Genomic DNA, 12,194 nt, shown 5'->3' with positions numbered 1-12,194 from the left:
CCCTTAGATTGAATATTTAATATTGAAAGATACATAATCGCGGTCAGAGAAAGTATTCGTTGCGCCACCACCCCAGAATGAGTTGTAGCTAAAGTCGAACGACCACGCATTTTGATAGTTGAAGTTCATAGTAACACCGAGCGATTTACGGTCTTCAACAAATAAGAACATTGGATCAGGTGTAATACCATTCACATCGTGCGAGAACACAAAACGTGGTGAGAAGTTAACACCACTGAAGAAGTTATAATAATCACCTTTCGCAATTAAACGATAACCCCATGCAGAAGCCGTTGGGAATGGGTTCGTTTCAGGACCATTAGAAAGACCTAAGTGCAGTGTTGAATAATCATCACTTAATGGGCCTTGCATAATACCGCTTCGACCAGTACCAGCAACATTTAAACGAAGCTCATCGTAATCTGGCATATCGTTAATGCGTACACCACCAATTTCACCAACTACCGCCCAGCTATCAGCTCCAAGTGAAGGACCAAATAGGTGTGTTGCTGTAAATTGTAATTGTGCAGTGTTACGTAGGATAAATCCTTGTGCTACTTCACCAGGGCCTACAACGCTTGTCGCATCACCTGGGCTCATTTGTGAAATACCAGCAAAATCAGGACGAATACCTGCAACTGCTAATTGCTCTGGCATACCCGCATATAACAGCTCTACGTCATCAATTTGCAGAGGCTCATCTTGGCGGAATGCAAATTCACCAGCAAGTGCCGTTTCGCCCACAGATGTGTTGAAGCTAAGACCGTACAGTTTAATATCTTCAGGGTATTCTAACTGACCTTTAGTAAACGCTTGTAAACTAGTTACATTATCTTCTGTGATATCTGTAGTTAATAACATACCGATATCAGCAGCGATTGCCGCATCAGTGAAGTTTGATACCTGACCAGAAATTACCGGACGACGACTATGATAGTTAATGTGGTATAACGCCACTTCAGTGTCGTTTAATTCAGGTAAGTACATACCTAAACGTAAACCATACTGGCCACCATCGTCTGGCTCGTTTTTACCTGCTCCACCTTTGCCTTTTAACGCCACTTTGGTTGGGTAAGCTAGGTACATTTGCGCCATCATTGCTTGGCCTTGTGCAGATGTAGGATCAACCCCTTGCGAGCGAACAATGTCATCTAAATTATTTAAGCTTTCAGTTAAGAATGCTAAATCGATATCCGGGTTAGACGTGAAGCCCAATTGGATATTTTGCTGATAACCATTTTCTGACGCAAAATCGTTCGTCGAGAAGTATGTACCAGCCGCTGGAAGACGTGTTTCATGCCATTCATATTGGTAGAAACCTTCTAGCGTTAAGTTATCTGTGATGCCTAGTGATGCCCAAAGCATACCAACAGGTATGAAAGCTTCTTTTAACTCTGCACCTGGCGCTTTTAAACGATCGATATCAACTGGGTTAACGTTAATACCATGAGAAATCAAGGTACTCTCACCCCAGTTCACAACTTGTTGGCCTAAACGAATAGACAGCGGGTTACGGCCTTCATTTAAATCAAAGTTTGCCCATACATAAGCGTCTAGTAAACGTAAATCAGCACACACTTGTTCTTTTGTGTCGTCATCGTCACATGGGTCTACTTTGTTACCTGATGTTGGGTTGCTATAAGCGTAATCACCATCCATCAAGGCAAAGTCGTAAAAGTACATAAAGCGAGTGAAGAAACCAAAATTATCTTTGCTGATTGATAACTCATGGTTACCTTTTAATAATTTTGAGAATGAATCACCACTATCAAAATTGAGGTTACCTGCATCACCATTATTTGAGTATGCACCTGGTTGGTTCCATACATCAGCAGAAGAATAAATTGGATTTAAAGCAGAATGATAACCCGTCCAGTCAAATGAAGGATTATTACTCTTACCTATATGTTGAAAATCTCGGTCTTCAACACGAATGCTTTGGCCATAAGAGAAGTTAGAGTCAAAACGTATATCGAAGTCACCTAACTCAAAGTTTGCCGCATGCAAAGATGTGCTTGAGAGTCCGAGTGTAGCCGCCGCGAGTCCCAAAGCTATTTTGTTTTTAACAAAAAGCGATCGTTTTATCATTGTGTTCATCCCCCTGTAACGGGTTGTTTTGTGATCAAATTGTTGTTTTTAGTATCTTTCTAACGATAGAAGCGAAACAGTAAAATTACAATATAGAACGCGTTCAATCGGTTAATATTTATTTAAAAATGTGACGTTTACGTATTGGTAAGACGTCATACCAGATATTTTATACACGTAAATTAACAATAGAACAAATCGAATTAACAAAAATATAATAAATTTAGCGAATTGGGGACAGTGAAATTTAGCATTTTGGACGACAAATATTACAAAAAAAGCAGCTAATGCTGCTTTTTTAACTAATTTTCTCGAGTTTCAAAAACTGATTATCAGCCGTTAATGTCAACCTAAAGCGCCCTCTTATTCCTAGTGAAGAAATAAAAGGACGCAAATGGTGAGCGTCAAAGCGAACTGTCTTGCCACCATCCTCTGTAACTTGCACAGATTTATATTTACCATGATAGTAATCAAGACACTCTGAGTAACTCAGATACAAGGCAAAATAGTACTCTGTCATTAACTTTCGAGTGCTTTCTCTACTTTTTCAAACAGATCATCACTGAGGCCTTCTAAATCAGCTAAACGTTGAAGTTGTGCTTTCATTGCCGCAGAACGATTTTCATCATAGCGTTTCCATGACATAAATGGCGTTAGCATGCGTGATGCATTTTGCGGATTAATATCGTTAAGCTTCACTAATAAGTCACCTAATAGCTGATACCCTTCACCATCGGCTCGATGGAATTGAGTGATATTAAAGTGGCTAAAGCTACCAACCAAAGCACGAACACGGTTAGGATTACCAAAGTCAAAACTTGGGTGATCATAGAGCGCTTTAATATCGCTGATACTCGTTGCTGAATCTTTCATCGCTTGCAGTGCAAACCATTTATCCATAACGAGCACATCATGACGCCATTTAGCATCAAACTCTGTTAAAAGCGTATCACATAGTGAGTGATTTGCTTTTACAACAGCACTTAATGCAGCAAGTGCATTGGTCATATTATTACTGTGGGCAGACTCTTCGATAAGGCCATTAACGTCGCTGTGATTTGTTTTCGCTAAATAATGTAAACAAAGTTGCTTAAGAGCACGCACTGCAACGGCTGTAGCAGATGTTGAACCATCATCTTCAAGCACGTTATAACAATTAACCAATGATTCTGTTAGGAAGTTGGCAATTTGCGATTCAAATGCATTTTGAACAGCAATAATGTCATCAACAGGGATGACAGCATATTCAGCTGCAAGAGTATCGTAGCTAGGCAGTTTTAACAGCTCCGCAATCAGCGCAAGGTCACCTTCACGATTATCAACTAGTAGCTTTAATGCCGACAAGATATCATCCGATAAGCAAGCTTCACCACTGGCAATCGCCGCTTTCATTTCATTAGTAAATAAGCGCTGCTGAGCATCCCAACGTGAAAAGTCACTGCGAGCAAAACGCATAATATGTAACAGATCCGCTGCAGATGTATTTTGATTAACGATGCATGGCGCAGAGAAATCTTCTAGTAGCACTGCGACTGGGCGCTGTTTAATGCCCTCAAAAACAAACTGCTGTGTTTTTTCTGTGACATTCAATACCGAATCTTGTGGCTGATTATCAATCACAAGTGGTAGCGACTGCCCTTCACTATCTAAAAGTTCAATAGCAAAAGGAATATGCAGTAAGGCATTGTTAGGCTGATTATCAGGTGCAAACTGCTCAATGCTTAATGTGAAAGTTTGGTTTTGTTCATCATACGCTTGCTCTACATTGAGCTTAGGTGTACCCGCTTGACTATACCAGCGCTTAAATTGCGTTAAATCAATGCCAGACGCATCACTCATGGCAGCGACAAAATCATCACAAGTAACTGCTTGTCCGTCATGGCGCTCGAAATACAATGCCATACCTTGTTGGAACTTTTCTTCTCCAAGTAAGGTGTGCATCATGCGAATAACTTCAGCCCCTTTGTCATACACAGTCACTGTATAAAAGTTATTCATTTCAATGACTTTTTCAGGGCGAATTGGGTGAGCCATAGGGCCTGCATCTTCACTAAACTGGTGAGTACGCATTACTTTAACCGCATCAATACGATTAAGCGCACGTGAGCCTAAGTCGCTACTAAACTCTTGGTCACGGAAAACCGTTAAGCCTTCTTTTAAAGACAACTGGAACCAGTCACGGCAAGTCACACGGTTGCCGGTCCAGTTATGGAAGTACTCGTGACCTACAATTGATTCAATCGTATGGTAATCTTTGTCTGTAGCTGTTTCTTGATTAGCAAGAACACATTTAGAGTTAAAGATATTCAGGCCTTTATTTTCCATTGCGCCCATGTTGAAGAAATCAACGGCAACAATCATGTAAATATCTAAATCGTATTCAAGGTTAAAGCGCTCTTCATCCCATTGCATTGATTTCTTTAAAGAAGTCATGGCATGAGGCGTTTTTGATAAATTACCTTTATCAACAAACAAGGCTAATTCAACTTTTCGTCCAGACTGCGTCGTGTAATGGTCACGTAATACGTCAAAATCACCGGCGACTAATGCAAATAAGTAGCTAGGCTTTTTAAATGGGTCTTGCCATTTTACAAAATGACGACCGTCATCTAAGTTACCTGATTCAATTTGGTTACCATTAGACAGCAAGTGAGTGTACTTTTTGTCGGCAATAATGGTTACATCAAAGCTAGCAAGCACGTCTGGGCGGTCAAGGTAATAAGTAATCTTTCTAAAACCTTCTGCCTCACATTGCGTACAGTAAGCACCACCCGACAAGTACAAACCTTCTAACGAGGTATTCGTTTGCGGATCAATATGGTTTTCAATTTTCAGAATAAAGCTTTCAGGTAAGTTATGGATGATCAGCTTTTCATCTTCTAGCGTGTAATCATCATACGCTTTGTCATCAACCATCAATGAAATTAGCGTTAAATCAACACCATCTAGCGCAAGATCTGCAGTGCTTTCATCGGTACGATTGATTGTCATTGTTGACTGCACTGATGTTTTTAAAGGGGCTAATTCGAAGCGTAAATCGATGTGTTGGATTGAGAATTGTGGGGCTTGGTAATCTTTTAAATATTGAGCTTGAGGTTTACTCGTAGCAGACATTACTGACTCCAAATGGCCCTGCTTAGCAGGGCCTAAATAGTTTATTCGGCGTTAGCTTCTTGTTTAAGATGTTTTGGGGTAATACGTAAAATTTTAATACCAAAATAGGCATAAACAACCGCTAAGAATGGATTAATTAAATTAAAGAAGGCGTACATTGCATAGTCGAATGGATTGATTAGTAAAACACTTTGCATATAGGCACCACAGGTATTCCAAGGAATAAGTGGGCTAGTAATTGTGCCACCATCTTCTAATGTGCGAGATAAATTTACAGGCTTTAAACCGCGTTTTTCATATTCATCTTTAAACATACGACCAGGAACAACAATCGCGATATATTGGTCAGCTGCAACCGCATTGGTACCAATACACGTTGCAATCGTTGCTGTGATAAGAGAACCCGTGCTTTTAGCAATTTTTAAGATGCTCTTTACGAACATATCAAGTAAGCCGGTTTTTTCCATGATAGCGCCAAACATCAAGGCCGTCATAATCAGCCAAGTGGTTGTTAGCATGCCAGCCATACCACCACCGCTTAATAATGCATCCATTTTTTCATCGCCAGTATCAATGCTGAATCCATCGAAGAATGTTGTCCAAACTAATTTGAAGTAACCAATTGCTTGGCCTTGTGAGGCATCAATTTGACTATTGATTAAATCTGATTGAAATAACATAGCCCAAATTGCACCTAGCACGGCACCAATCGATATAGCTGGGAAAGCTGGCATCTTACGAATTGCTAAAAACAGCAACACCACCAGTGGTACTAGCATTTCAAAACCAATATTAAAGTTTTGCTCTAATAAATTAACGATTTCATCAATACGTCCAGCTTCAGCTGAACCACCGGCATTAAAGCCCATAAAAATAAAAATGATTAACGCAATAATGAAGCTTGGCACTGTAGTCCAAAGCATGTGATGGATATGCTCAAATAAATCTGCCCCAGCCACTGCTGGTGCTAAGTTTGTTGTTTCAGAAAGCGGGCTTAATTTATCACCAAAGTAGGCACCAGAAATCACCGCACCTGCTGTGACAACTTGTTCTAAACCAAGACCGGTTGCAACACCTAATAGCGCCACACCAATAGTCGCTGCTGTGGTCCAAGAGCTACCAATACTCATAGCGACAATGCCACAAATTAAACAACTAGCGGCATAGAACCAACTTGGGTTGATAATTTGTAAGCCATAGTAAATTAGAGTGGGTACTGTGCCTGATAACAGCCAAGTACCAATTAAGGCACCCACCATTAATAATATAATGATTGCTCCAAGGGATAAGGTGATCCCCTCAATCATAGCTTGTTCTAGTTTCTTCCAGGTGTAACCATTTTTTAAGCCTATTAATGCCGCGGTAAATGTAGCGAATAATAAAGCAATTTGGTTAGGACCTGATGATGAATTATCACCGAATAAATAAACAGCAGCGCCTAATAGGCACACGAGCACAGTAATTGGGATTAAGGCATCTAAAAAACTGGCCTGTTTAATTGGCTTCTCTTCAATTGAATTCAAAAGATAGTCTCCTACACGTCTTATGTGGCGTGTTTAATTATTATTGTAAGCTTTGACGCAAAACTTCAGTGGCCTTATGCAGCCAGATTTTGTGATTATACCAATCTAACCTGTTTTAGGTAGCAAAAAAGGCGCTTAAGCGCCTTTTTATTAATCGATATTGCTAATTAATTGCTAATTATTTCTTAGCGATACGACCATATTTTATATAATCTTGGGTGATTAATGCGGCTTCTTCTAAGAAAGGGTCTAGCTCGTCAAGGCTATCAGGTAAATCGTCAAGCTTCTCTACTGGCTTTTCTCCAAGGCGAACAAGTCGTTCATTAGCACGTTCTAACGCGCGTTCTTCACCTTCGTCTTTCTCTTTTAGACGCGTCGCTTCAACCAATGAGATAGTCTTACGGTCTTTCTCTTCTTGATAGCGTTTAATATCAGCAAACACATAACCAAATTCAGGCTCATCTGCAATACGCGCATCATGAAGCTTATTAACGTAAGCAATCGCTGGTTTTAGGTTATCAACCGAGTTGTACTTAGCACGTATGATGCTATCCCAAGGTAGCGCGTTGTCTTGTTGACTCTCGCCCCACTCTGATGGCTCAATTGCCGATGGGAATGACACATCTGGAATAACGCCTTTGTGCTGTGTGCTTCCGCCATTAATTCGGTAGAATTTTGCAATGGTATACTGCACGCTACCTAATGGATGATCATATAAGTCATAAGCACGGCCAAGTGGTTTGTGCTGCTGTACAGTACCCTTACCAAAGGTTTGCTCACCAATCACAATAGCACGGCCGTAATCTTGCATCGCTGCTGCAAAAATCTCTGAGGCAGATGCGCTGTAGCGATCAACCAACACAGTAAGTGGGCCATCATAAAAAGTGACGCCGTCACGGTCTTTTTGCTCTTCAATACGATTATTTAGCGTATGAATTTGTACTACAGGACCTTGATCGATAAATAAGCCAGAAAGCTGAGTCGCTTCGTAAAGTGAACCGCCGCCGTTTTGACGTAAATCGATGATGATACCGTCTACTTTGGCTTCTTTTAATTTTGCAATTTCAACTTTAACGTCTTGTGATAGGTTGTTATAGAAACCTGGGATTTCAATCACACCAATTTTGCTGGTTAAGTCTGAATATTTTGCTTCAAATACTTCAGATTTTGCAGCGCGGTCTTCTAAGCGAATTTTATCACGCGTGATTTCAACCACTTTTGGTGTTCCGTGGGCATCCGCCCCTTTTAAATATTGCAGGCGAACTTTTGTCCCTTTAGGGCCTTTGATTAAATCAACTACGTCATCTAAACGCCAGCCAATCACATCAACAAATTCTTCACCTTCTTGAGCAACACCAATAATACGGTCATCTGCTTTAATTTGTTCAGACTTATCAGCCGGACCGCCAGGTACTAAGCTACGGATAACTGTGTAGTCTTCATCATAACTAAGTACCGCACCAATACCTTCTAATTCAAGATCCATGTCCATCTTGAATTGCTCAGCGCGACGAGGTGATAAATAAGAGGTATGCGCTTCAATGCTTCGTGCGAATGAATTCATCACGATTTGAAAAGCATCTTCACTGTTAGTTTGTACTAAACGCTTTTGCGCGTTGTGGTAGCGTTTGGTCAAGACTTCTTTAATGCCTTGCCAATCTTTACCGGTCATTTTTAATCGTAAAGCATCGTATTTAACGCGCTGACGCCAAAGTTCATCAAGCTCAGCTTGGCTTATTGCCCAGTTTGCGTCTTCGCGGTCAAATAGATACTCATCTTCTTTATCGAACTTCATTTCGTTTTCAAGTAACGATAAAGAATAGTCATAGCGTTCAAAACGACGTTTTAAACTTAAGTTAAAAATATCAAAGGCAAATCCCAATTTACCTGTCGACAATGCATTATCAAATTGGTCTTTATATTGCTCAAACGAGGCAATGTCAGACGCTAAAAACACATTTTTATTGTAGTCGAGAGATTCAATATAACGATCAAAAACCTTCTCAGATAATTCATCGTTAAATTTAATTGGCTTGTAGTGTGCACGAGTAAATAAGTTTGTCACCCGTTTGCTTGCCGTACTATGTTGGCTTTCTTGCTTGAGTACTGGCAGGTCTTTTTCAGTCGGATTGTCTGATGATGCCAGTAATGAACCTGAAAACAGGGCAGCGACTAACGGAATGAGCGTAAACTTTTTACTCATACACAACTCCTTTATTTTTTACAGCTATTAAATGATATACAGGCTGTCTGCTTTGGTCTTAACTTGCATCCCTGTTACTAACTCAACGTGAACTTCATCTTTATTCACTTCAGTAATAACCGCGTTTACAAGTGCTTGGCCAAGTTTAACTTTAACTTTGCTATTAACCTTGACCTCTGAGGCAGGTAAAGGTTCAACTTTTCCTGAACGTTTTGCAGGAGCAGCTTTAGCAGGCTTATTATTTACTTTAGCGCCTTTTTCGCCAGATTTAGCGTGGTGACCACTATTCTTTTTGTAAGATTTTGTGTCACCGTCTTTACGTGGACGTTGTGGCTTCTTACGCTTTGCCATTTTAGCGCGGCTTTCTTCTAACGCTTTTTGTGCGTGCTCAATGTGCTCTTGTTCTACTTTTTCGTCTTGATTACCATCAAGATCGATACGGAACTCAGACTTAGTTACAGCTTCTAAATAGCGCCAGTTTGAGGTGTACTTTCTTAGTGCTTGACGAACCTGAGTTTTACTTACTTTCTCAGAACCTTCAATACGCTCAGCGATATCTTTAAAAATACCTACTTTAAGCGGCTGAATACCGTCTTTTTGTTTAAAACATTTTGGAAATTCTTGGTATAAGAAATCCAGTACTTCATTAATATCTTTTAGCTTGTTTGTGGTTTCCATGTTAGAACCTTTTATTACATCTTTTCATCAAGTGATGAATCGACATAGTGTGTTACCCAGTCGGTCAACTCTTCGAAGTCCGCTTCAATAAGCGCTAAATCACCTCGAAGGTGTTCCCAAATACCATTTATAATTTCATCAATTGATTCACAGTCAAGGTCATCTGGTAGACGCTCCCATGCCATGTGAATCAAGTCGTTGAGCCTTTCGGCAACAACTTCTTCTTCCCCTTCCCAATCACCAACATCTTGGATTGCAAAGAGGTAATCTTGCACATTTAGCAGATCTTTCATTTTAGATTTGCCTCAAAGCACTTTACCAATGCTTCTAAACCAGCTTGATCATCAGCATCGAATCGCGCAATGCTTGGGCTGTCGATATCAAGTACAGCAAATACTTTACCGTCTTTGAAAATCGGCACAACTACTTCAGAGTTAGATGCAGCATCACAGGCAATGTGACCGGCAAATGCATGCACGTCTTCAATGAGTTGTGTTTGTTGTGTTTGCGCGGCAGTTCCACATACCCCTTTACCTACTGGAATACGGATACATGCAGGATTACCTTGAAACGGCCCTAGCACTAATTCTTCAGGTGAATCCATTAAATAAAAGCCCGCCCAATTGATATCCTCTAAAGAGGTAAATAACAGCGCACTAATATTTGCCATGTTGGCAATAACATTTGATTCACCAGTGATTAGCGACTCAGTTTGTTTAACTAATGACTGGTAAAAATCTTGCTTTTGCATACCAAACTACTTCTTATTAAACATACAGTAGCTAAAGGTACTCTTTGTAGACGACAAATGAAACCTTTTAAGGGCAAAAAAAAACATTTTGCCCTCAATTTCAGTCAGCTTGATTAAATATTCTGCTATTGATGAGAAGATTGTGATGTAAGGCCCTGTCTTAAACCAAATAAAAACAGTCCAGCTGCCAGAGCAGACATCACAGCATTGACTATAAAAGCCATACCTGTTGTAGCGCTAAGTAAGTAGCTGAAAATAGCGCCACCTAGTAAGCCAAGTGTCAGAACACCTGAATAATTAACCTTTGCATACTTATACATAAGTAAATAACCAGGTACCACAAACGCTGCCATAGTAAGACCTACAATGTGGGCATTGGCGATTGCGCTAACGAATAAGTTAAAGAAAATGTTTAAACCATTTCCTTCAAGTGTAAACGCATAATAAAGACCCAAGATACAACCGATGATCACAGGCGATAATAAAGAAAGTCCTACACTCTTTGCTAAACGATGTTTCATAAATTCCCTAATGTCACAAAGATAATACGAGAAGTGTTAAGCATGGACTAACTAGTTAAAATGCGAAATATCGACAATAGTCGTAATTTGCAGAACAAATGAAAAGTACAAGAAACAAAAAAGCCACTGAATAAATTCAGCGGCTTCAATGATGGTGGAGAGATAGGGATTTGAACCCTAGAGGGGCTACAAACCCCTGCCGGTTTTCAAGACCGGTGCATTCGACCACTCTGCCATCTCTCCGAATGCGAAATCCTACCCGCTTACGCAAGTAGTAAAAATAATGGTGGAGAGATAGGGATTTGAACCCTAGAGGGGCTACAAACCCCTGCCGGTTTTCAAGACCGGTGCATTCGACCACTCTGCCATCTCTCCGACGGCGTGCATAATAGATAAAGCGGCCGTGCTTGTGAAGCTTTTTTTTCAAAAAACTGTTTAAGTGATTAAAAAACAATTAATTTGCTCAGCATTAGTACAGCAGCGTTTAGATTATGCGCAACATTGAACTTTTCAATTATTTATCTTGTCTATTGATCCACAATAGTTTGCCCAAATATATAACTCTTGATAGGCTTAGTTCAGTTTAATAATTGGAACTAACGAACGTATAAGTTCATTTAAAGGAGCTCTAACAATGGCGTTTAATCAATCGTACAATACTGCAAGACCAGTAATGTCGACTATTGAAACCAATAAAGTTTTAAAGAATACCTATTTCTTACTGGCGATGACACTGGCATTTAGCGCAGTGACAGCAGGTATATCAATGGCAATGAATCTACCTTATTTTATGGGGTTAGTATTTAGTTTGATTGCATTCGGTGTACTTTTTGTTGTTCACAAAAAAGCAGACAGTGCATCAGGTGTTGCTTGGGTATTTGTTTTCACAGGTTTAATGGGCGCAGGACTTGGTCCAATGCTTAACTACTACGCTGCAATGCCAAATGGCCCTATGCTTATTATGCAAGCGTTAGGCTCTACTGCGTTAATCTTCTTTGGTTTGTCGGCTTATGCGCTTACCACTAAAAAAGACTTCTCATTTATGGGTGGCTTTTTAACTGTGGGTTTAATCGTGGTTATTATTGCAAGCCTAGTTAACTTATTTATTGGCAGCTCAATTACCTTTATGGTTATTAATGCTGCAGTTGTGCTAATCATGTCTGGTTTAATCTTATTTGATACTAGCCGCATTATTAATGGCGGCGAGACTAATTACATTCGCGCAACAGTTGCTTTATACCTGAACGTGTATAATTTATTTACGTCTCTTCTTCACCTACTTGGTGCAAGTGATGACTAATTAAATAGTTCTGCTA

The 12,194-nt window shown here is 40.0% G+C and carries 10 protein-coding genes and 2 tRNA genes; 1 reads left to right on the top strand and 11 read right to left on the bottom strand.

Annotation, left to right across the window (positions count from 1 at the left end; all coding sequences use genetic code 11):
• Window positions 1-3: 3 nt before the first annotated feature.
• The 11 genes from L1D51_RS08890 to L1D51_RS08840 form a co-directional block, all read right to left on the bottom strand.
• A complete protein-coding gene (locus L1D51_RS08890; RefSeq protein ID WP_054561588.1) occupies window positions 4-2,088 on the bottom strand; it encodes a DUF1302 domain-containing protein in 2,085 nt (694 codons plus the stop codon).
• A gap of 298 nt (window positions 2,089-2,386) precedes the next feature.
• Window positions 2,387-2,608 (bottom strand): DUF2835 domain-containing protein, encoded by a 222-nt coding sequence (locus L1D51_RS08885; RefSeq protein ID WP_082423021.1) that lies wholly within the window; start codon window positions 2,606-2,608, stop codon window positions 2,387-2,389.
• Entirely contained in the window at window positions 2,608-5,202 is a 2,595-nt protein-coding gene (gene pepN, locus L1D51_RS08880; protein WP_239963469.1) for an aminopeptidase N, read from the bottom strand. Before pepN ends, L1D51_RS08885 begins: the two co-directional genes overlap by 1 nt.
• A gap of 41 nt (window positions 5,203-5,243) precedes the next feature.
• The gene (gene nhaC, locus L1D51_RS08875; protein ID WP_239963468.1) at window positions 5,244-6,725 is read right to left on the bottom strand and encodes a Na+/H+ antiporter NhaC; all 1,482 of its coding nucleotides are present in this window, start codon (window positions 6,723-6,725) and stop codon (window positions 5,244-5,246) included.
• Between the two features lie 178 nt (window positions 6,726-6,903).
• Window positions 6,904-8,928, bottom strand: coding sequence for a carboxy terminal-processing peptidase (gene prc, locus L1D51_RS08870; protein ID WP_239963467.1), 2,025 nt, complete (start codon window positions 8,926-8,928; stop codon window positions 6,904-6,906).
• A 27-nt stretch (window positions 8,929-8,955) separates the two neighbouring features.
• Entirely contained in the window at window positions 8,956-9,606 is a 651-nt protein-coding gene (proQ, locus tag L1D51_RS08865) for an RNA chaperone ProQ (RefSeq protein ID WP_055022158.1), read from the bottom strand.
• A gap of 14 nt (window positions 9,607-9,620) precedes the next feature.
• Window positions 9,621-9,899, bottom strand: a complete 279-nt coding sequence (locus tag L1D51_RS08860) for a hypothetical protein (RefSeq protein WP_054561593.1) — start codon at window positions 9,897-9,899, stop codon at window positions 9,621-9,623.
• On the bottom strand, window positions 9,896-10,357 hold the full coding sequence (locus L1D51_RS08855; protein WP_054561594.1) for a GAF domain-containing protein: 462 nt from the start codon (window positions 10,355-10,357) through the stop codon (window positions 9,896-9,898). The genes L1D51_RS08860 and L1D51_RS08855 overlap by 4 nt, the downstream gene beginning before the upstream one ends.
• 125 nt (window positions 10,358-10,482) lie before the next feature.
• A complete protein-coding gene (locus L1D51_RS08850; RefSeq protein ID WP_055198765.1) occupies window positions 10,483-10,878 on the bottom strand; it encodes a hypothetical protein in 396 nt (131 codons plus the stop codon).
• A gap of 152 nt (window positions 10,879-11,030) precedes the next feature.
• Window positions 11,031-11,121: transfer RNA gene (locus L1D51_RS08845), tRNA-Ser, on the bottom strand.
• 41 nt (window positions 11,122-11,162) lie between these two features.
• A tRNA-Ser gene (locus L1D51_RS08840) sits at window positions 11,163-11,253 on the bottom strand.
• A 259-nt stretch (window positions 11,254-11,512) separates the two neighbouring features.
• Here L1D51_RS08840 and L1D51_RS08835 point away from each other — a divergent pair.
• Complete coding sequence (locus L1D51_RS08835) at window positions 11,513-12,178, top strand: Bax inhibitor-1/YccA family protein (protein WP_054561596.1); 666 nt, start codon at window positions 11,513-11,515, stop codon at window positions 12,176-12,178.
• The last annotated feature ends 16 nt before the right edge of the window (window positions 12,179-12,194 follow it).

The sequence above is a fragment of the Pseudoalteromonas shioyasakiensis genome, from assembly GCF_022398475.1.
GTDB lineage: Bacteria > Pseudomonadota > Gammaproteobacteria > Enterobacterales > Alteromonadaceae > Pseudoalteromonas.
The sequence above is the reverse complement of the archived record's forward strand: the minus strand, read 5'-3'. Positions and strand labels throughout refer to the sequence as shown.

Excerpts from the sequence above, each read along its gene's own strand:
- pepN (WP_239963469.1), bottom strand. The coding sequence starts at position 5,202 with ATGTCTGCTACGAGTAAACCTCAAGCTCAATATTTAAAAGATTACCAA.
- proQ (WP_055022158.1), bottom strand. The coding sequence starts at position 9,606 with ATGGAAACCACAAACAAGCTAAAAGATATTAATGAAGTACTGGATTTC.
- L1D51_RS08890 (WP_054561588.1), bottom strand. The coding sequence starts at position 2,088 with ATGATAAAACGATCGCTTTTTGTTAAAAACAAAATAGCTTTGGGACTC.
- L1D51_RS08855 (WP_054561594.1), bottom strand. The coding sequence starts at position 10,357 with ATGCAAAAGCAAGATTTTTACCAGTCATTAGTTAAACAAACTGAGTCG.
- L1D51_RS08835 (WP_054561596.1), top strand. The coding sequence starts at position 11,513 with ATGGCGTTTAATCAATCGTACAATACTGCAAGACCAGTAATGTCGACT.
- L1D51_RS08850 (WP_055198765.1), bottom strand. The coding sequence starts at position 10,878 with ATGAAACATCGTTTAGCAAAGAGTGTAGGACTTTCTTTATTATCGCCT.
- L1D51_RS08885 (WP_082423021.1), bottom strand. The coding sequence starts at position 2,608 with ATGACAGAGTACTATTTTGCCTTGTATCTGAGTTACTCAGAGTGTCTT.
- prc (WP_239963467.1), bottom strand. The coding sequence starts at position 8,928 with ATGAGTAAAAAGTTTACGCTCATTCCGTTAGTCGCTGCCCTGTTTTCA.
- L1D51_RS08860 (WP_054561593.1), bottom strand. The coding sequence starts at position 9,899 with ATGAAAGATCTGCTAAATGTGCAAGATTACCTCTTTGCAATCCAAGAT.